The sequence below is a fragment of the Pantoea sp. GCM10028869 genome (assembly GCF_042666835.1).
In the GTDB taxonomy this organism is placed as follows: domain Bacteria; phylum Pseudomonadota; class Gammaproteobacteria; order Enterobacterales; family Enterobacteriaceae; genus Pantoea; species Pantoea leporis.
The window spans coordinates 74,002-93,471 of the sequence record NZ_JBHTGO010000006.1 but is presented as its reverse complement, the minus strand read 5'-3'; the positions used below and the strand labels follow the sequence as shown (position 1 = coordinate 93,471).

The window sequence follows — 19,470 nt, the reverse complement described above, 5'->3', positions numbered from 1 at the left end:
TCGCGCAATAAATGGCGCCGCTACGGATATGTGCAGCCATATGGCCGCACATCAGTATCAGAGTGAGATTGGGAACATCGCACCCAACACCATCGCGCCCAAAATCGCGCCGCCGGTAATAGGCTTATTCCACAGGTAGAACAGCAGCGCCCCCACCAGCGAACCGAGACCAATGGGAATCGACGCCGCCATGGCCGACAGGATAATCAGCGGCCCGAGGAAACGGCCCGATGCGTTACCCGCGCCCATCATCACGTCTGCGCCGTAGGTTGAGTCGCTCTGGTTGATGGTGAACTTACGCGCCAGGATGATCAGATAACCTATCGCTAAGCCCACCACCAAACCCGTGGCCAGCGATGCGGCAAAGTTGGCGACCGGGAACACAATGCCGGCACCGAGCAGCAGCGCAGGCACGCCGAGGCCGACGCCGGTCTGGATCGCGCCGCCAATATCGAGAATCCCCACTAGCGAACCTTCGATAATGCGTGCAAACAGGAAGCTGGCACCAAACGCCGCCACCGCGCCATACACGCCGGTTTCCATACCGGAGCGCAGCATCGAGACAAACGCCACTTCGTTAAAAGCACCAATGCCGTACAGGTAATACATGTGCGTACCGGCAAATACGCCGGAGGAGAGCAGGCCAACAAAAATCGGGAAAGACCAGTCGGCGTACCAGAACCCTTTGTTTTCGTTCTCGTTCATGCTGATGGCTCCTTATTTGCCGCTGACGCTGTTGTGGATCATATCCAGCCAGCCCGGAATACCCAGCTGGAAGGATTGCAGCAGTTTCAGATCGAAACCGCGGAAGAAGCCGCTCAAGGCAAACAGCAGCACGATGGCAAACATCATCACCTTGGTGACTTTGTTCCAGCCGCTCTCTTCCACACCCTTACCGATCAGGATGCCCAGCACCAAACCCGGTACGGCGTTACCCATGATCAGCTGCGCCAGACCGCCAAAAATGGTGGCCCAGAAGCCAGATTTCTTACCGGCATCAATCGCTGCCAGCCAGAAGATCACTGGCATCACGGTATTCACCAGCAGGTTAGCCGCCGGCACCAGCACTTTTACTGCGGTAACCTGCAGCGCCGCCGGAACCGCAGACGCCGTGCTGTTAAGGAAGGCCACCACAATCATGCCGATGATGCCGCAGGCAATCGCCATGCGTTTCGGGTTGTGCAGCGTTTCCGCCACGTTGCGGTTTTTCACCATCAGTGCCGCCGCGCCCCAGTTCGGCAAAATGCGGTGATCGACGTCCTGCGTGAAGGAACCCGCTGCCACGGATGATGCCCAGGCGTTAAAGAAGAAGCCGAGACCAAAGGAGAAGTGCGATGCCGGATCGCCTTCACAGGAATTGAGTTCTCCCAAGGTACGGAACGCGCCCATACCTTGTGTGGTCGGTGCGTGGAACATGCGCGCTGCGCCCGCTCCCACCCCGACGCCAACCAATCCGCCAATGATTAACGACTTAAACAAAATGATTAAAAACATGTCGTCGTACCCTTGTTGTCGTTTTTATTAAGTCGCTATGAAATCCACCTTGTCGGTGTCGATCACAGTGACGCTAACGGTAATGTCCAGCTCAACGCTGTAATTCCGTCGCTCACGCGCGAGGAAGAAGAACAAGAATTTTTCCTTGCGCACGCTCTCCTGCGCGCGCAGCACCCGCACATCTATGGGTTCAATGCGCAACAGAATCTTTTGGCTGGTGCGCAGCACTTGCTGCTGCACCTTGCTGAGCGCATCGGCAAAGGCTTTTGCTTTACTGTCGCCTTTGCCCTGCACCGTTACCTGCGTCTCGTATTGCTGTTTCATACTTAGCTGCCGTGTTTTTTAGTCCAGGCCTGCACCAGACGCTCACCCAGCTCTTCTTTATCCATAAAGCCGAAGCCCAGCACGGTGGCACCTTCATTGATGGCGGTAACGCCTTCGTCAATCGAACGCATCCCGTGTTTGGCTTTGTAGCCATATTTGTTCTGCGCGGTAATCGCACCGGCACCGCCGCTGCCGCAGAAGGAGATACCGAAGTCGGCGTTTTCCGCTTTCATCACGTCGCCCAGCTTCATGTCGGCTGCCACGCCTGGCACCACCACCGCACGACCACCGGCTTTCTCGATGCCCGCTGCTACTTTCTGACCTTTACCCAGACGATCGCCAATCACTACAGTTACCATGTTCAATTCCTCGCAATTTATGCTTCGTTCGATTTCGCCACTTCGATATGGACGGACAACAACCAGGCTTCCTCTTTGGGCAGATTGCCAAACAGATCCACCACCTGCTGCGCCAGCGCCATGGTTTCCGGCGAGATATCTTCAAACAGCTCAGCTTCTACTTCCGGTAGCGCTTCACCCGTTAAAGAGCGCGATGCCATCGCCCGGACATGCGAAGCCAGCATCTGCTGCTGCACGGCGTTGGCTTCGATATGATGTGCGGCGTAGATCGCTGCAATTTGGCTTAACACCTTATCCGCCAGCGCCTGGATCGCTTCCGGCGTGCTCTGTTTCAGCGGGACAGCTTCACTCCTCACCTTGTTACTCCTGTTTACAGCGGACAATTACAGATATTTCTCGTTGATAAGAAAGTACGCTTTCGCCTTGAGGCTGTTGAGTCGCAACTTTTCCACCTCAAAGTGGAAATCCCGCGGGCGAGTGTGCGCCAGATCTCAGGACGCACGAAGTGTGCGAAAGCGGTCACAAAATGCGAGAAGTGATGGAGTTATGCGGATTAAAGCGGAGATAAGGCAAAGAGGAATAAGGCCAGCCGCTGGGCTGGCCGGGTTATCAACGGAATTTCTTATGGTTGGCGTTGCGAATATCTTCCAGTTTCTTCGCTTCGGCCTTGGCTTCGTCCAGCTTGTTGGCTTGCGCCAGCTGATCAACCACATCGATCTGGGCAATCAGCGAATCCAGACCGGCGTGATAATCCTTGATCTGCGCGCTATCGGCCGCCTGACCTTCCAGTTTTTCCGGCGTGGATTGCTTAGCATCCGTTGCCGCCTGGCGCATCTTACCCAACGCGGTATGCATCTCCTGCGCGTCAGAGGTTTTCTTCACTACGCTCAGACCATCCTTGAGCGTATCCATATCTTTTTCTAAATCGGCTGCAAACACGCTAGCCGAGGAGAACAACAGCGATAACGACAACACTGCAATCACATGCTTATTACGCATTGGTATGTCCTTTTATTATTGTCGGGCCAAAAAAAAGCAGCCTTGCGGGCTGCTTTCAGAAAGCGATGACTCTTATTGTCCGGCGATTTTCATCTCCGGCAGCAGCACCGAACCGCATTGTATATTGCTGCGGGTTTCAATGTCGTTACCGACGGTTACCATATTGAGCCACATCTCCTTGAGGTTGCCGGCGATTGTGATCTCGCTCACAGGATATTGAATCTCACCGTTTTCCACCCAGAATCCGGATGCGCCGCGTGAATAGTCGCCGGTCATGCCGTTGATGCTGGAGCCCATCATCTCGGTTACCACTAAACCGGTGCCCATCTGCTTCAGCAGGTCGTCAAAGCTGTGGCCCTGACCGGCAATACGCCAGTTATGGATGCCGCCTGCGTGGCCGGTGCTCTGCAAGCCGAGCTTGCGCGCCGAGTAGCTGGTCAACAGCCAGTTCTGCAGCACGCCATCTTTAATGATGTCACGCGATTGGGTGCGCACGCCTTCGCTGTCGAACGGCGTGGATGCCAGGCCTTTCAGCAGGTGCGGATGCTCTTCAATGGTCAGCCACTCGGGCAGAATCTGCTTACCGAGCGAATCAAGCAGGAAGGTCGATTTGCGGTACACGCTGCTGCCGCTGATCATGCCCACCAGATGACCAAACAAACCGGTCGCCACTTCTGGCGCGAAGATCACCGGCGCTTTCATGGTCGAAAGCTTGCGCGGTGCCAGACGCGACAGCGTGCGGCGGGCGCACTCGGCGCCAACCCATTCCGGGCTTTTCAGATCGTCAAAAGCGCGGCCAATGGTATACGCGTAATCGCGCTCCATATTGCCGTCCTGCTCGGCAATCACACAGCTGGAGAGCGAATGGCGGCTGGAGCAGTAGCTCTGCAACATGCCGTGGCTGTTACCAAAGACTTTGATACCAACGTGGCTGTTGAAGCTGCCGCCTTCGGTGTTGGTGATGCGCTTGTCGGCCTGCAACGACGCTTGTTCCGCCTGAGCGGCCAGTTCGATAGCGCGATCGGCATCGATCTCCCACGGATGGTAGAGATCGAGATCCGGCGCGTCAAACGCCAGCAACTCGGGATCGGCCGGTGCGCCAAATGGATCCACCGAGGTGTAGCGCGCAATGTCGATCGCCGCCTGCACGGTGCGTTTGATCGCATCCGGGCTGAGATCGGTGGAGGAAGCGCTGCCTTTACGGTTTTGATGGTAGACGGTGATGCCGAGCGCACCATCGCTGTTGAATTCGACGTTTTCCACTTCGCCATAGCGGGTACTGACGCCGATGCCGGTGGTTTTCGTGACCGCCACTTCAGCGCCATCGGTGCTGGCTTTTGCCAGTTCCAACGCCTGCGCGACAGCCTGTTCCAACACTTTACGTTGTTCTGCAACCTGAGTAGATACGTTCATCGACCTGCCGTCTAATCTTAAGTATGAATTGTTTGAGTCTATCAGACTCAGAGAACAATTTCGCAGTCGCCCGATAAACTGGTAGGATTAGCCTCTTTTTTTTGGGAGCCATGAGATGACCAAGCAGCCCGAAGACTGGCTCGACGATGTGCCGGATAATAATGACGAAGAAGATGAAGAGATTATCTGGGTCAGCAAAAGCGAAATTAAACGCGATGCCGAAGAGCTAAAACGCCTTGGTGCCGAGCTGGTTGAGCTGGGGAAAAATTCCCTCGACAAGATCCCACTCGACGAACAATTGCGCGACGCGATTGAACTGGCGCAGCGCATCAAGAAAGAAGGCCGTCGCCGTCAGCTGCAGCTGATCGGTAAGATGTTGCGTTCACGCGATGAAGATCCGATTCGCCAGGCACTGGATAAGCTGAAGAACCGCCACAACCAGCAGGTTGCGCTGTTCCATAAGCTGGAGATTTTGCGCGATCGTTTGATCGAGCAAGGTGATGACGCGGTCGCTGAAGTGTTTAACCTCTATCCGCACGCCGATCGTCAGCAACTGCGCAGCATGATCCGTAACGCGCAGAAAGAGAAAGCCGCGAATAAGCCGCCAAAATCTGCCCGCCTGATTTTCCAGTATCTACGTGAGTTGGCAGAAGCGTAAGTTTTCTGCGGTTTTCCCCTCATCCCAACCTTCTCCCGCAAGCGGGAGAAGGGGCTGACCGAGCTCCACCTAAATATTCCCTCGCCCGCTTGCGGGAGAGGGCCAGGGTGAGGGGAAAACCCGCACCATCACCGCCCTAACCGCTCCAGCAGTTTCTGGTGAATACCACCAAATCCGCCGTTACTCATCACCAGGATCGAATCGCCTGGCTGGGCTTTCTTCGCCACCATTTCCACCAACGTATCGATATCCGCGCTCCACTGCGCTGGTTGAATGCACGCCTCAGCGACATCGGAAACCTGCCACGGAATATGGTGCGGCTGGAACAGGAACACTTCGTCTGCGCGGCCCAGCGATGGCGCTAACTCGTTCTTGCTCACCCCCATCTTCATGGTATTTGAGCGCGGCTCCAGCACCGCCAGAATGCGTGCGGTGCCGCCCACTTTGCTGCGCAGCGCCGCCAGCGTGGCGAGAATCGCGGTAGGATGGTGAGCGAAATCGTCGTACACCTTGATGGCGTTCACTTCACCGCGCAGTTCGAGACGACGACGCGCATTAATGAAGCTGCTCAGCGCTTCACCGGCATCCCCCGGTTTCACCCCAACATGACGCGCCGCTGCAATCGCCATCAGGCCATTGTGCATGTTGTGCTCGCCCACCAGCGCCCAGTTCACTTCGCCGACTTTCTCGCCGTCGAGCCAGATCTCCCAATGTGAAGAGTCGGGCGTCAACTTTTTCGCCTGCCAGTGACCGTTATCGCCCACCGTTTCCTGCTCGCTCCAGCAGCCCATCGCCATCACTTGCTTGATGTTGTTGTCGTGCTCCGGCAGCAGGATCTTGCCCTGGCCCGGCACGATACGGATCAAATGATGGAACTGCTTCTGGATGGCGCGCAGATCGTCAAAGATATCCGCGTGATCGAATTCGAGGTTGTTGAGGATCAGCGTGCGCGGGCAGTAATGCACAAACTTGGAACGCTTGTCGAAGAACGCGCTGTCGTACTCATCCGCTTCGATGACGAAGAATGGACTTTTTCCTAATTTTGCCGAAACCTCGAAGTTTCCTGGCACACCACCGATGATAAAGCCCGGTTCCAGGCCGCAGGCCTCGAGAATCCACGCTGCCATGCCGGCTGTGGTGGTTTTGCCGTGGGTTCCCGCCACCGCCAGCACCCAACGATCGCGCAGGACGAAATCGTGCAGCCATTGCGGGCCGGAGAGGTAAGGAATGTTGCGTTCCAGTACCGCTTCGACACAAGGATTGCCGCGCGTCATCGCGTTACCAATGATCACCAGATCCGGTTGCGGATCGAGCTGGCTGGCATCGTAACCTTCAGTCAATTCAATGCCTTGCTGTTCCAGCAACGTGCTCATCGGCGGATAGACATTGGCGTCTGAGCCGGTCACTTCGTGCCCCAGCGAGCGCGCCAGCATCGCCAGTCCGCCCATGAAAGTGCCACAAATCCCGAGGATGTGAATACGCATAAAGAGATCCATTACTCAAAAGTTCGGCGCACAGTGTAACGCCGAGTTGAGAGGGAAGAAACGGATTAGGACTATGGTTTTTAAAGTTCAATCGGCTAAACTGCGCTCATACGTTGGTAGCTTGTTACAGCTGCTGCCACTCCATCGTAGATGCAGGGAATGTGTTATGAAAACGTTAGGCGAATTCATCGTCGAGAAGCAACACGACTTTCCACACGCCACAGGTGAACTGACGGCGCTGATTTCTTCCATTAAGCTTGGCGCTAAAATTATCCACCGCGACATCAACAAAGCGGGTCTGGTGGATATTCTGGGTGCCAGCGGCGTGGAAAACGTGCAGGGTGAGCAGCAGATGAAGCTTGATCTGTTTGCCAACGAAAAGCTGAAAGCCGCCCTGAAAGCACGCGGCGTGGTGGCCGGTATCGCGTCGGAAGAAGAAGACGAGTTCGTCATCTTTGAAGGCTCTGAGAATGGCAAATACGTTGTATTAATGGATCCGCTGGACGGTTCTTCAAACATCGACGTTAACGTTTCCGTCGGCACCATTTTCTCTATCTACCATCGCATCAGCGAGCCGGGCACGCCAATCACCGAAGCCGACTTCATGCAGCCGGGCAACAAGCAGGTTGCCGCGGGTTACGTGGTTTACGGTTCTTCGACCATGATGGTTTACACCACCGGCGTGGGCGTGCATGCGTTTACTTACGATCCGTCGCTCGGCGTATTCTGCCTGAGCCACGAGCGCATGACCTTCCCGGAGAAGGGTTACACCTACTCGATCAACGAAGGTAACTACATTCGCTTCCCGCAGGGTGTGAAGAAATACCTAAAGTTCTGTCAGGAAGAAGATATCGCCACCAAGCGCCCGTATACCTCGCGCTACATTGGTTCACTGGTGGCCGATTTCCACCGTAACCTGCTGAAAGGCGGCATCTATCTCTATCCAAGCACCGCCAGCCACCCGAAAGGCAAGCTGCGTCTGCTGTACGAATGCAACCCAATGGCCTTCCTGGCGGAGCAAGCGGGCGGTAAAGCCAGCGATGGTGCCAATCGCATCCTCGACATCCAGCCAGAAACGCTGCACCAGCGCTGCCCGTTCTTCTGCGGCAACGACGCAATGGTGGGCGACGTTGAACGCTTTATCCGTGAATATCCGGACGACCATTCAGCCTAAGTCTTTTCCCGCTGTGCAAAGCCCGCCTCCGTGCGGGCTTTTTGTTGCTGCCTACGAAGGCAGAGACACGACTACACGGAATTGCGCCATCGAATCCTGCAACTGCTGCGACTGCGCTTCCAGCGATTGGGTGGCAGCGCTGGCTTCTTCGACTAACGCGGCGTTCTGCTGCGCGGCTTCATCCATCTGCGTCACCGCCTGATTCACCTGCTCGATACCGCGACTCTGCTCTTCCGAAGCAATGGAGATCTCTTTCATCAGCGTAGTCACGCGCATCACTTCGCTGGAGATCTCATCCATGGTTTCACCGGCGCGCGTGGCCATATCGCTGCCTTCTTGCACCCGCGTCTGCGATTCTGCGATGAGCTCGCGGATCTCTTTGGCGGCGGTGGCGCTACGACCAGCCAACGTGCGCACTTCATTAGCGACCACGGCAAAACCGCGCCCTTGTTCACCGGCACGCGCGGCTTCAACCGCAGCGTTCAGTGCCAGGATGTTGGTCTGGAAGGCAATGCCATCAATCACGCTGAGGATGTCGCCAATGCGATTGGCGCTTTGGGTGATCTCCTGCATCTTCTCCATCACGTAGCCAACCACTTCGGCACCGCGATCGGCACTGTCGGAGACATTGCTGGCGAGCTGATTGGCCTCTTTGGCGTTGCTGGCATTGAGACGCACGGTGGCGGTGAGCTGTTCCATGCTGGCCGCGGTTTGCTCCAGCGAAGCGGCGGACTCTTCGGTACGCTGCGAGAGATGCACGGTGCCCGCCGCTAACTCGCGGCTTCCCACGTCAATCTGCAAGCTGGCTTCGCGCACCTGACTGACCGAACTGCTGAGCGCCAGCTGCATATTCGCCAGCGCCTGATTGAGACGGCCTAATTCACTCTTTCCGGCTGCGGGCAGCGGCTGGGATAAATCGCCGGCCGCAATTTGCTCCAGATGCACAATCGCGCCATCAAGTGGACGCAGCAGCAGACGACGCAGCAGTTGCCAGGCAATGACGATCAGCAATAGCGTCAACGCCATCGCCACGCCAATCATGATTTTCATCTGCCACTCATTGTGTGCAGCTTGCGCCAGACGTGTAGCTGAGACTTCATCAGCATAAACGGCAAAATCATGCACGGCTTTCGCGTAGTTGCTTGCCAGCGTTGAGAGGTTGCCTTCCAAAACCTGGTAATATTCGTCGGTATACTGCTTTTGTAACGCATCCATCATCGGCACGATAGCGCCCTTATGATAGGCAGCGAACGAAGTAGCCACGGCATCGGCGAGGATTTTACCCTGAGCCGTTACCGTTCCGGCATCAATAAAGGCTTTCAGATGACGCTGGGAGCTGGTGACATCCTCCTCAGCTTGTTTGGTGACGCTGGCGCCATCCTCCAGTAATCCGATTTCGATTTTGCGCACGGCCAATGCGGCGCTGCCACGCGCGCGCATGAGATCGGCGTTGCTTTGGTACAAACTGTTCAGTTCGATTCCCTGAATGCGGTTAATAGCATCCAGTGATTGATTGCCTGCGTTGATGGCAGAGATGCCCATCGCGCTGACTGCCAGCAGCAGCAGCGTCATAAAAGCCAAAAGCGTGAGTAATGCAGTACGAATTGATAGCTGTTTGAACATGATTATCCCCGTTTGCAAGAAAAGGCAGAAATCCGCTGGCCCTAAAACGGAAAGATTATCGGCAGTTGATCGCGGAAACTTTATCCATTGTTGATGGTCAACTGGCTGACGATCATCCAGACTTCACTTTTACTGAACTCTGCCCCCGCAAAATTTAAGGAATGAAACGATGAAAAAATGGCTCCCGATGGCGTGTTTGTTGGTCAGTGGTTTTGCGGCAGCGCAACAAAACCCTATCGATCAGCAGCTCGATCAGTGTCTGAATAAGGAATCCAGCACCGCCGGCATGTCTCAATGCTACGGCACCGCTAATAAAGCCTGGGATAAAGAGATGAACGCGCAGTACACCCAAGCAATGAAAAAATTAACCGGCGCGCCTAAAGACAAATTGCGCAGCGCCCAGCGCGCGTGGCTGACCTATCGAGACAGTTGGCTGGATGCCAGCCGCAGCTATTTTGTTAGCAGCCAGGGCACGATGGCCGCGCTGTCAGTTGGTGCGCAGGGCGTCAGTCTGGTGCGTAATCAGGCGCTGATGTTGCAATCAATTAACAAAGGCAGTTGCGCCAACCCCGACGATTGTTGATTAATGTAAGCGTTTAATACGCATAGCGCTGGCATCGGCCAGCGCGCCCATTGATCTGCAGGGAGAAACCATGGCTGCTTATGCCTCCACCATCATTCTTGTTTGCCTCGCCGTCCTCAGCTATTTCGTTCATAACAGCGCCGTTACCATCTCGATTCTGATCCTGCTGGCGATCAAGCTCACCCCGCTGTCGCAATTCTTTCCCTATGTGGAAAAACAGGGCATTCAGATTGGCATCATCATCCTCACCGTTGCGGTGATGGCGCCGCTGGCCAGCGGTACGCTGCCGGCTTCTTCGCTGTTGAAATCGTTCGCCAACTGGCAATCAATTATCGCGATTGTGGTGGGGGTTTTCGTTGCCTGGCTGGGCGGACGCGGCGTGAACTTTATGAGCGTGCAGCCGTCGGTGATTGGTGGGCTGTTGATTGGTACGGTGATTGGCGTGGCCTTCTTCCGTGGTGTGCCGGTTGGACCACTGATTGCGGCGGGGATCGTCTCGCTGTTTGTCACGGCGAAGTAGCGGGTTGGAGCATTCCGAAACGCCAAAAAGGGGGCATACTTTCAGAGTCAGTTGGCTATAATAGCCGTCACTCAACATATGACTAATGAAGGAAAGCCAGATGAGTTTGAACCAGGTGCCTGCAGGTAAAGAGTTGCCAGAAGATATCTACGTTGTCATTGAGATCCCGGCTAACGCCGATCCGATCAAATATGAAGTCGACAAAGAGTCTGGCGCCCTGTTTGTAGACCGTTTCATGTCTACCGCCATGTTCTATCCGTGCAACTACGGCTACATCAACCACACCCTGTCTCTGGATGGTGACCCGGTTGACGTGCTGGTGCCAACCCCTTATCCGCTGGTACCGGGCTCAGTGATCCGCTGCCGTCCCGTTGGCGTGCTGAAAATGACCGACGAGTCTGGCGAAGATGCCAAACTGGTTGCGGTGCCGCACACCAAGCTGAGCAAAGAGTACGATCACATCAAAGATGTGAACGACCTGCCAGAACTGCTGAAAGCGCAGATCACCCACTTCTTCGAGCACTACAAAGATCTGGAAAAAGGCAAATGGGTGAAGGTTGACGGCTGGGACAACGCAGAAGCGGCCAAAGCTGAAATCATCGCCTCTTACGAGCGTGCGCAGAAGAAATAAGATTCTTTTCTGCCACGCATAAAAAAACACCGTCCAATGGACGGTGTTTTTATTTATGCCTCTGTTTCGCCATCTCGCCTTAACCAGTCACCGCTCGCGATGTGCGTGCGACCCGCAACTGAACGCTGATAGACATACAGCCAGGCACTGCCGTAAGGCGTCTGAATAAGCTGGCGTTTGTATTCGCCATTTTTGGTGCGCAAGGCATCAAGTTCGCCGAGCGTGCTGGCGTCAATGCGATACACCTCGCAATAAACGCTGCCTTCTCCTTCCACCACGCCCGGATAGTGACCCAGATTGTAGAGATCAAACCCCACAATCTGATGGTCGCCGAGCCACTGCGCATTCGTCATCCAATGACTGTTTCCCTGTTTGCGCCGTAAACTGCCATAGACAATTATTCGCATTGCTAAAACTCAAACTGATAGAGCAGATCCAGTGCCTGATCGAGACCCGACACGGCTTCTAAATAGAGTTTGGGCATCAGGCGATAACGCAAGGTTAAGGTCGCCAGTGAATCAAATATGCCAACACCGTATTTTACTTGTAGACCCGGCAACACGTAACCACTCACCTGCACCTGCTGGCTATCGCCTACGCCAGCGGTATCAACCGCGAGATTACTGACACCGAAGGTCTCGCCGATTTTACCCACAACCTGACCACTTTGCGCAACCCCCAATCCCACCAGCGCGGAAGTTAATGCGTTGCTGTCGCCATCGCTGTTGAGTCCCTGACCACGTAACAGGTAAGAAAGCGCCTCTTGCTGTGACATCGCCGGATCGGAGAACACTTCCACTTTCGGCTCATCCGCCAGCCCGGTTACCCGTAATCCGGCGGTGACATCATCTTCAGTGGCCTCAGGATTACGGATCGCCTCGAGATTGACGTAAGGCTGGTCCGGCGGTCCGGCGAATTGCAGCTCACCTTTACGCACCAGCAGATCCTGACCATAAGCGTGGAAGCGGCCGGATGGGATGTTGATCTGGCCATTCAAGCCGAGGCCGTTTTTATCCTGCACCAGTTTGAGATCGCCATTCAGCCTGGCTTTTAGGCCAAACGCCGAGAGCCGCACATCATTACCGACGTGGATCACCAGATTGCTGTTGATCGGGATTGCCGCTGTTTTCGGCTGAATCGGCTTAAGATTTTGATCCAGCATCACTTCATCAGAGGAGACGCCGGTGGCGCTTTCCGGCACTTCCTGCACGGTAATGCGCGCCCACGGAATATCCACTTTGCCGTCGAGGCTGAACGCGGCCGGCGTGGCTTCAAACACCAGATCCGGCGAGACATCCATGCGCACCATTGGCGGCACGGTAACGCGGATGCGGCTACCTTGCGCCGCCACGCGCGCGCGCCAGTTATCCAGCTGGCTCCAGTCGGCGTTACCGCTCAGGTTAAGATTGCCCTGCGCCGTCTGAATCATGCCGTTGAGCGTTGAGCTCATGCCGTTGAACACCATGTTGAGGTTGGCAGCGGTGAGATCAACCGGCATAAAGCTGCCGTCGACATCCACATCGCTCAGCCCCAACTGACCAAACACCTGCGGCTGCTGCAGCGTGCCGCCAAGGCGCAGGTTGCTGTTCAGGTTGCCTTTGATCTTCTCGCCCTGCATCAGCGCCGGATTCAGCATCGCCAGCGAAATATTGCTGATGCCGATGTTGCCCGACAGCTGACGCCGATTCTCAGGATCGGCGATCTGCACATTGCCGCTCAGCTGGCCGTTGTTGACGATATGGATCAACCAATCAAGCTGTGCGCGACCGTTACGCAGCGCCGCATTCAGGTTCAGCGTGTCGAAGGCGATAGGCAAACTGTTGCCCTGCACGTCTTGCTCCACTTTCACGCCGCTGCCTTTCAGCGCTAAGGTGCCGGTTGGCAGCGCGCCGTCGGCGGTCCAGTTAACGCGCGCATCACCACTGAACACGCCGTTCAGTTTGGTGGCATCGGTGAGGAACGGTTTGATCATCGCCAAATCGAAGCGATTGAGCACCACATGCGCATGTCCGCTGGCACCGGCTTCAATCGGTTCCGGTACGCACAGCTGCGCGTTCGGGTTCTGCCAGCAGTGCGGCCCAATGGTGGCGGTCTGCTTGCTGTTGAGGTAATCAATCGCCATCGCCCGCGTCAGTCGCCATTCGCCTACCGGCGTGTCGAAACGCGTGTTGTTGAGATTGCCCTGCCAGCGGTCGGTTTTGCGATCAAAGCTGCCGTTCAGCGCCAGCTGACCGGAAACCGGTTCGCCCTGTACCTCGAGCTTAAGCTGATGCTGCTTTTCGTTGCCGTCGGCGTTCAGCGTTAACAGGTTCACTTTCAGCGCGTCCTGTTGAAGCTGTTCCACGCGCAGTTGCAGCTTACCGGCGATCTGATCGCTGGATTTCACATCGCCCTGCAACGCCACACGACGGATCTGCAGCTGCTGCCAGCGCAAACCAGTAGCCGTGAGATCGGCCAGCAGCTGCGGCGCTTGTAAGGTGCCGCGTGCTTTGATGGTGCCTTTGGCGACGCCGCCCAGGCCCGGCAGCGCGTTATCCAGCTTTGGCGCATCGATGTTAGCGTCGAGATTGAGCGTGTCGCCCAGCTCGCCCTTCACGTCCAGATGGTTGCGACCCAGCGCAATGTTAAGGCCGGGCACTTTCCACTGGTTGTAGCTGTTGCCGGTCAGCGTACCTTTGGCGCTCACCGCGTTCTGCTTAACGTTTCCTTTCAGCTCCAGCTGCGGCACGCTGAGCTGCCAGGTTCCGCCGTACAAGCTGCCGCGCGTGGCAATTTTGCCCTCCAGCTTCGCTGGCCAATCCGGATACTGTTTGGCAGTGTTGATGCCGGACAGCGTCAATTCGCTGCGCCAGCTGATGGCTTTGCTCCAGTCCACCAGCGCCGTCAGATCGATATTGCCCTGCAGCGCCGCCACGCGCAGCTTATCAAGATTGAACTGCTGCTCGTTGCCTTTGCCGTCCAGCGCAATGCTGGCAGGCGGCACGCCTTCGCCTTTCACCGCAGTGCGCAGCGACATCACGTAATCGGTGGCTTTGCCTTTGAACTGATAATCGAGATTATCCGCCTGATACTGCACTGCGCCGGTGAGCGGCCAGCGCAGCTGCGGGCTGGTGAGTTTTAGCGCCAGCGGCAAACCAGCGACCGCAGGTTGCGTGGTCGCATCCAGCTGCGCACGCACCGGACCGGAAAGATTCAGCCCGAGCTTCAGCTCGTCACGCATCGCGCCTGCAAGGTTCATTTTGATCTTCTCGCCCTTGATCGGGTCGAGATTGAGCGTGCCGTTCAGCGCAAAATTCACCGGCCAGTTATCGGCCAACGTTGCTTCACCGCTGGCGTTCACCTGCCCTTGCGGCGAATCGACATCAAAGGTTTCCAGTTGGAGATGACGATCGGCGGTTTTGGCTTTTAACAGCAGACGCGTGATTGAGATGTCGGTATCGCCGGTGATGCGCAGCTGTTCGCCCAACAGTTCCTGCACGGTGATGTTCAGCGGCAGCTGGAAGTCCGGCATCTCTGGTAATAGCGGCTTAGCGAACATCGCCTGCAGCGTTTCGCCCAGCGGCTGTTCATCCGGCTGCGGCTGCTGCACTTTTGGCTGCACCACCTGCTCATCCACCACTTTGGCCGCTTTCGGCAGCGCAATCAGCAGGCTTTGGATATGGGTTGGCGTCAGCGTCAGTGCACGATCCTGCCACTGCAGGCCGCTGGTAAAGTCGAGCAGGGAAATTGCGGTGTCATCCACTTTAACGTTGATGTTATGCAGCCCGACTTTGCTGAGCGTGATGGGATACGGCGTGCTGAGATTGGTGCTGCCGCTCTCCTCTTCCGGCGGTGGGGCGCTGGCCGGTGCCATTTTTTTGCTATCGACCACCACGCTGACATCCTGCAGCGCGATGTCATTGACACACACCGACGAATGCAGCAGGCAGTTGAGATTCAGCGCCAGGTGGAAACGTCCGGCATCCACACTGACGCCCGGCATCTCATACTTCACGCCGCTTAGCGTTAGATCGCGCCAGCCACCTTCCACCTGTTTGATCGACAAACCTGGCACCCAGCGATCGGCGCCTTTCAGCAGCAGATGCAAACCCGGCGTGGTGCCCACCAGAAACGCGATGCTGCCCAACAGCAGCACCAGAAAAATACCGATGCCAATCAGGACCTTTTTCCACAGCTTCATAGTTCAGGCCCCAATCCTACATAAAATTGCAATCCATGCTCCTTGTCGTCGCCAATCGGCCGCGCGATATCAAACTTGATCGGCCCGACCGGAGAAGACCAGCGCACGCCGAAGCCGGCGCCGGTTTTCAGGTTGCTCTGCTTGATGTCGTTGACCGCTTCGCCGGAATCGACGAACACCGCGCCCCACCATTTGCCGGTCACGTTGTATTGATATTCAAGCGAGCCGGTGGCCATTTTCGAGGCGCCGGTCAGCTTGCCGTTATCATCACGTGGCGATACGTCTTTGTATTTGTAACCACGAATACTGCGATCGCCACCGGCGAAGAAGCGCAGATCCGGCGGCACTTTGTCGAAGTCGTTGGTTTCGATCCAGCCCACATTGCCGCGCGCCACAAAGCGATGCTTATCGGCGAGCGTGCGAATCCAGACGTTTTGCGCCTGCATGATGACGAAATCAACGTCCGAACCCCATGTGGTATCCGACACGTCCACCGAGTAGCGCTGCGAATCGCCCCACGTCGGCATCAGACCGCCGCGCGAACGGGTGCGGTTCAGGCTAACGCCCGGATAGAGCAGCATAGTGGTGTTGGTCACGCTGGCCTGGGTAAAGTGATCGAGGCTCCAGCGCAGGTTGATTGCCTTCTGCCAGCCGCTGCTGCTGTCCCAGTTTCGCGACATCGCCAGCGTGGTGGTATCGGCTTTGGTGTCGTTGAGATCGGTACGCTTCACGCCGCCGGAGAAGGTGTAATACTGCTCCAGCGGACTTTTCAGCAGCGGGACTTTGTAGCTGAGATCGAGCTGTTGCTCCGGCGCAGAAACGTAGGCGCTGGCGGCCAGGCTGTGGCCGCTGCTGTTAATCCACGGTTTTTTCCACGTGCCTTTAATGCGCGGCCCGACATCGGTGGAGTAACCGACGCCGGTTTCAATGGTGTTTTCCACGCGTGGCGATACCACCGCATTCAGCGGCAGCACTTTGCTTTGACGACCTTTATCAAACTCAGGCGCGACCACCACCGAGTTGAACCAGCCGGTCGCCGACAAGCGGCGGTTAAGTTCGGCCAGATCGCGCGAGCTGTAGTAATCGCCCTTTTTGAACGGCACCAGATTTTGCAGATAGGCTTCGTCGATTTGCGAGCCCTGGAAACCGACATCACCGAAACGGTAGCGCGGGCCGCTATCGTAATTGATGTCCCAGAAGGCTTCGCGCCGTTCAACCGAAACGCCAAGCTGGCTTTGCTTAAAGTCACCGTCGAAGTAACCATTACGCAATGCCAGGCTGGAGAAGCCGTTTTTAAATTTGTCATAGGCGCCGTGATTCAGCTGTGTACCGACTTTCGGCGTGCCCTGTTTGACCCAGGCTTGGTAATCCTTGTCGGTGCGGGCTTCACCTTCGATCACAATGGTGCTGCCGCCGATCTTGACCGGTTCGCCGGGCTTAACGTGTGCGATCAATACCGGACGACCACCTTGCGGCGGTGCCGGGCGCGATTCAAAATCGATCTCCGGTTCGTAATAACCCAGCGCCCGCAGGCCTTCTTTGATCGCTTCCGCAACGCGCGCGCGGAAACGGCCGTCGTTCGACACCTCGTCACTGCCGATGGTGGACAAGCGTGCCCTGACGTTCTTTTGCAAATCCCCGCTAAGACCGTCCAGCTGCAAGCGCACTTTGGCTGCCTCAACGGCAGGTGCAGCAAGCAACAGGCTGGCCAACCAATAAATATGAAATCGTGGCACACGTACTCCTGTTAATAATGCCGGCCCCTATTCCGCAGGGGCGTTTATTCTCTGGAAGGGTATCACCAGCGCGCGTTTACCCATCAGCATAGCCGCTCTTTTCCCCCCACTGGCGCAAATTCAGCGACTAAGCCAAATTGTGACCTATTGTGGGTAAATGTGCTAAACGATACAACAACCAAGGCGATTCTTGAGCTCGCGAATGACGCTCACTCAGATTAATCCGACCCCCTGATGCGCGCCTATAGCGGCATGATAAGCGCTGCTGCTATAATCAGCGACCAGCAGGCCTCGCCTGCACCCTTTCTGCCCCGACGTTAACCTTATCTTGTCGAAATGGCGCAGACATTTTTGGCACGGATAGCCTGTTTGACTGGCAAGTACCGGACGTACGCCCATTCCCGCGCTGCCCAGGCCAAAAATGACAAGTGATTAACCCAACGGACCTTTTATGCTCGATAGCTTGCTTGTCATTCTTTTACTGATAGTCATCAGTTCATTTTTCTCCCTTTCGGAGATCTCGCTGGCCGCCGCCCGTAAGATCAAACTGAAGCTGCTGGCTGACGAAGGCAATATCAATGCCCAGCGCGTGCTGAAGATGCAGGAACAACCTGGCATGTTCTTCACCGTAGTGCAGATTGGCCTGAATGCCGTGGCGATCCTCGGCGGTATCGTCGGCGATGCGGCGTTTTCGCCCGCCTTTAATAGCTTATTCAGCCGCATCATGGCACCCGAATTGGCTGAACAGCTCAGTTTTATCTGCTCCTTCACCATCGTGACCAGCCTGTTCATTCTGTTTGCTGACCTGACGCCAAAACGCGTCGGCATGATTGCACCAGAAGCCGTAGCGCTGCGCATCATCAACCCGATGCGCTTCTGTCTGGTGGTGCTGCGTCCGCTGGTGTGGCTGTTCAACGGCCTGGCGAACGTCTTCTTCCGTCTGTTCAAACTGCCGATGGTGCGTAAAGACGACATCACCTCCGACGATATCTATGCGGTGGTGGAAGCCGGTGCGCTGGCGGGTGTGCTGCGTAAGCAGGAACATGAGCTGATTGAGAACGTGTTTGAGCTGGAATCACGTACCGTGCCGTCATCAATGACCTCGCGCGAGAACGTGGTGTGGTTCGATTTACACGAAGATGAAACCACGCTGAAAACCAAAATCGCCCAGCATCCGCATTCGAAATTCATCGTCTGCGATGGCGATATCGACCACATCGTCGGCTATGTCGATTCCAAAGAGCTGCTGCTGCGTGTACTCGGCAATCAAAGCCTGACGCTGAACAGCGGCGTACAGATTCGTTCAGCGCTGATTGTGCCGGATACGCTGACGCTTTCTGAAGCGTTGGAAAGCTTCAAAACCGCTGGTGAAGACTTCGCGGTGATCATGAACGAATACGCGCTGGTGGTGGGCATCATTACGTTGAATGATGTAATGACCACGTTGATGGGCGATTTGGTGGGTCAAGGTCAGGAAGAGCAGATTGTCGCGCGCGATGAGAACTCATGGCTGGTCGAAGGCGGCACGCCAATTGATGACGTGATGCGCGTGCTGGATATCGATGATTTCCCGCAGTCTGGCAATTATGAAACCATCGGCGGCTTCATGATGTATATGCTGCGCAAGATTCCGAAGCGTACCGACTTTGTGAAGTTTTCCGGCTACAAGTTTGAAGTGGTGGATATTGATAGCTACCGTATCGACCAGCTGCTGGTCACGCGTATCGATGAACGCCCGCCGGTGCTGAATGTGAACAAAAATACGGTGGATGAATCTGAGTCGTCGCAGGATCGCGATTGATGGCGACAAGCCAACAACCGCACTAAAAACTGAGGGCGCCATCGGCGCCCTTTCTTATGCTTACTTAGTTGTACTCGGCTTGCAGCCGCAGCACCTGGCGATTGATTTCTGACATCACGCTGAGATGCTGTTTATCTTTGACACGCGGCAACATCACTTTGCCCTTATCAAACTCGAACGCGCCCACGTCCTTGATGTACAACCTTCCTCTAAATAGCGTTTTGACATATTTCGCAATTTGCAGCGGATTATAGCGCTGGAAGATCTTCATGCTGTTTAACTCCTAAAATGTTTAATACGCTCCGTCGTCACCAAATTTGGTACGAACCCGTGAAGCGCAAATGAGGCATAACTATAGAGCATCCTTTCTTAGCCGTGTTCCGAAAAGGTGAATTATTTACTGAATTGACACATCATTACAGAATACTCTGTTATCAGCCTCACTAAACCCAGTATAAACCTTCACTCATTATGGAATTGTGGCATAGGTT

The 19,470-nt window shown here is 55.7% G+C and carries 19 protein-coding genes; 6 read left to right on the top strand and 13 right to left on the bottom strand.

Annotation, left to right across the window (positions count from 1 at the left end; all coding sequences use genetic code 11):
• Positions 1 to 57: 57 nt before the first annotated feature.
• The 7 genes from ACFQW4_RS16635 to pmbA all read right to left on the bottom strand — a co-directional run bounded on the left by ACFQW4_RS16635 (position 58) and on the right by pmbA (position 4,589).
• A complete protein-coding gene (locus ACFQW4_RS16635; RefSeq protein ID WP_064738408.1) occupies positions 58 to 705 on the bottom strand; it encodes a DUF4310 family protein in 648 nt (215 codons plus the stop codon).
• A 12-nt stretch (positions 706 to 717) separates the two neighbouring features.
• Positions 718 to 1,494, bottom strand: a complete 777-nt coding sequence (locus tag ACFQW4_RS16630) for a DUF4311 domain-containing protein (protein ID WP_101762892.1) — start codon at positions 1,492 to 1,494, stop codon at positions 718 to 720.
• Positions 1,495 to 1,521: 27 nt separating this feature from the next.
• Positions 1,522 to 1,818, bottom strand: a complete 297-nt coding sequence (locus ACFQW4_RS16625; RefSeq protein WP_137386587.1) for a DUF4312 family protein — start codon at positions 1,816 to 1,818, stop codon at positions 1,522 to 1,524.
• 2 nt (positions 1,819 to 1,820) lie between these two features.
• Complete coding sequence (locus ACFQW4_RS16620) at positions 1,821 to 2,177, bottom strand: SFCGS family glycine-rich protein (RefSeq protein ID WP_008103553.1); 357 nt, start codon at positions 2,175 to 2,177, stop codon at positions 1,821 to 1,823.
• Between the two features lie 17 nt (positions 2,178 to 2,194).
• Positions 2,195 to 2,533 (bottom strand): glycine dehydrogenase, encoded by a 339-nt coding sequence (locus tag ACFQW4_RS16615; RefSeq protein ID WP_007892186.1) that lies wholly within the window; start codon positions 2,531 to 2,533, stop codon positions 2,195 to 2,197.
• Positions 2,534 to 2,786: 253 nt separating this feature from the next.
• A complete protein-coding gene (cybC, locus tag ACFQW4_RS16610; protein ID WP_110867416.1) occupies positions 2,787 to 3,176 on the bottom strand; it encodes a cytochrome b562 in 390 nt (129 codons plus the stop codon).
• A 72-nt stretch (positions 3,177 to 3,248) separates the two neighbouring features.
• Positions 3,249 to 4,589 (bottom strand): metalloprotease PmbA, encoded by a 1,341-nt coding sequence (gene pmbA, locus ACFQW4_RS16605; RefSeq protein WP_110867418.1) that lies wholly within the window; start codon positions 4,587 to 4,589, stop codon positions 3,249 to 3,251.
• 115 nt (positions 4,590 to 4,704) lie between these two features.
• Between pmbA and yjgA the strand changes: the two genes are divergently transcribed.
• The gene (gene yjgA, locus ACFQW4_RS16600; protein ID WP_101762888.1) at positions 4,705 to 5,247 is read left to right on the top strand and encodes a ribosome biogenesis factor YjgA; all 543 of its coding nucleotides are present in this window, start codon (positions 4,705 to 4,707) and stop codon (positions 5,245 to 5,247) included.
• A 128-nt stretch (positions 5,248 to 5,375) separates the two neighbouring features.
• On the opposite strand, the gene mpl is transcribed toward yjgA, so the two are convergent.
• Entirely contained in the window at positions 5,376 to 6,731 is a 1,356-nt protein-coding gene (gene mpl, locus ACFQW4_RS16595; protein WP_101762887.1) for a UDP-N-acetylmuramate:L-alanyl-gamma-D-glutamyl-meso-diaminopimelate ligase, read from the bottom strand.
• Between the two features lie 166 nt (positions 6,732 to 6,897).
• On the opposite strand from mpl, the gene fbp reads away from it, so the two are divergent.
• Entirely contained in the window at positions 6,898 to 7,905 is a 1,008-nt protein-coding gene (gene fbp, locus ACFQW4_RS16590) for a class 1 fructose-bisphosphatase (protein ID WP_008103565.1), read from the top strand.
• Between the two features lie 51 nt (positions 7,906 to 7,956).
• On the opposite strand, the gene ACFQW4_RS16585 is transcribed toward fbp, so the two are convergent.
• Positions 7,957 to 9,528 (bottom strand): methyl-accepting chemotaxis protein, encoded by a 1,572-nt coding sequence (locus ACFQW4_RS16585; protein WP_377726266.1) that lies wholly within the window; start codon positions 9,526 to 9,528, stop codon positions 7,957 to 7,959.
• Between the two features lie 169 nt (positions 9,529 to 9,697).
• Here ACFQW4_RS16585 and ACFQW4_RS16580 point away from each other — a divergent pair, with 169 nt between their 5' ends.
• From ACFQW4_RS16580 to ppa, 3 genes are all read left to right on the top strand, one after another.
• Positions 9,698 to 10,111 (top strand): lysozyme inhibitor LprI family protein, encoded by a 414-nt coding sequence (locus tag ACFQW4_RS16580; RefSeq protein WP_101762885.1) that lies wholly within the window; start codon positions 9,698 to 9,700, stop codon positions 10,109 to 10,111.
• A gap of 70 nt (positions 10,112 to 10,181) precedes the next feature.
• Positions 10,182 to 10,631: a DUF441 domain-containing protein gene (locus ACFQW4_RS16575; RefSeq protein ID WP_008103576.1), complete on the top strand. Its 450-nt coding sequence runs from the start codon at positions 10,182 to 10,184 to the stop codon at positions 10,629 to 10,631.
• Between the two features lie 100 nt (positions 10,632 to 10,731).
• Complete coding sequence (gene ppa / locus ACFQW4_RS16570; RefSeq protein ID WP_007892166.1) at positions 10,732 to 11,262, top strand: inorganic diphosphatase; 531 nt, start codon at positions 10,732 to 10,734, stop codon at positions 11,260 to 11,262.
• A 53-nt stretch (positions 11,263 to 11,315) separates the two neighbouring features.
• On the opposite strand, the gene ACFQW4_RS16565 is transcribed toward ppa, so the two are convergent.
• From ACFQW4_RS16565 to ACFQW4_RS16555, 3 genes are read right to left on the bottom strand one after another with little or no spacing between them, the layout of a single operon-like run.
• Positions 11,316 to 11,669 (bottom strand): gamma-glutamylcyclotransferase, encoded by a 354-nt coding sequence (locus ACFQW4_RS16565; RefSeq protein WP_101762883.1) that lies wholly within the window; start codon positions 11,667 to 11,669, stop codon positions 11,316 to 11,318.
• 2 nt (positions 11,670 to 11,671) lie between these two features.
• Positions 11,672 to 15,442, bottom strand: coding sequence for a translocation/assembly module TamB domain-containing protein (locus ACFQW4_RS16560; RefSeq protein ID WP_377726263.1), 3,771 nt, complete (start codon positions 15,440 to 15,442; stop codon positions 11,672 to 11,674).
• On the bottom strand, positions 15,439 to 17,178 hold the full coding sequence (locus tag ACFQW4_RS16555; protein ID WP_101762881.1) for an autotransporter assembly complex family protein: 1,740 nt from the start codon (positions 17,176 to 17,178) through the stop codon (positions 15,439 to 15,441). The genes ACFQW4_RS16560 and ACFQW4_RS16555 overlap by 4 nt, the downstream gene beginning before the upstream one ends.
• 451 nt (positions 17,179 to 17,629) lie before the next feature.
• Here ACFQW4_RS16555 and ACFQW4_RS16550 point away from each other — a divergent pair, with 451 nt between their 5' ends.
• A complete protein-coding gene (locus tag ACFQW4_RS16550) occupies positions 17,630 to 18,979 on the top strand; it encodes a hemolysin family protein (protein WP_110867426.1) in 1,350 nt (449 codons plus the stop codon).
• Between the two features lie 64 nt (positions 18,980 to 19,043).
• On the opposite strand, the gene ACFQW4_RS16545 is transcribed toward ACFQW4_RS16550, so the two are convergent.
• Positions 19,044 to 19,250 carry a DUF1107 domain-containing protein gene (locus ACFQW4_RS16545; protein WP_007892150.1) on the bottom strand — a complete coding sequence of 69 codons (207 nt, stop codon included), beginning with the start codon at positions 19,248 to 19,250 and terminating at the stop codon, positions 19,044 to 19,046.
• Positions 19,251 to 19,470: the final 220 nt, after the last annotated feature.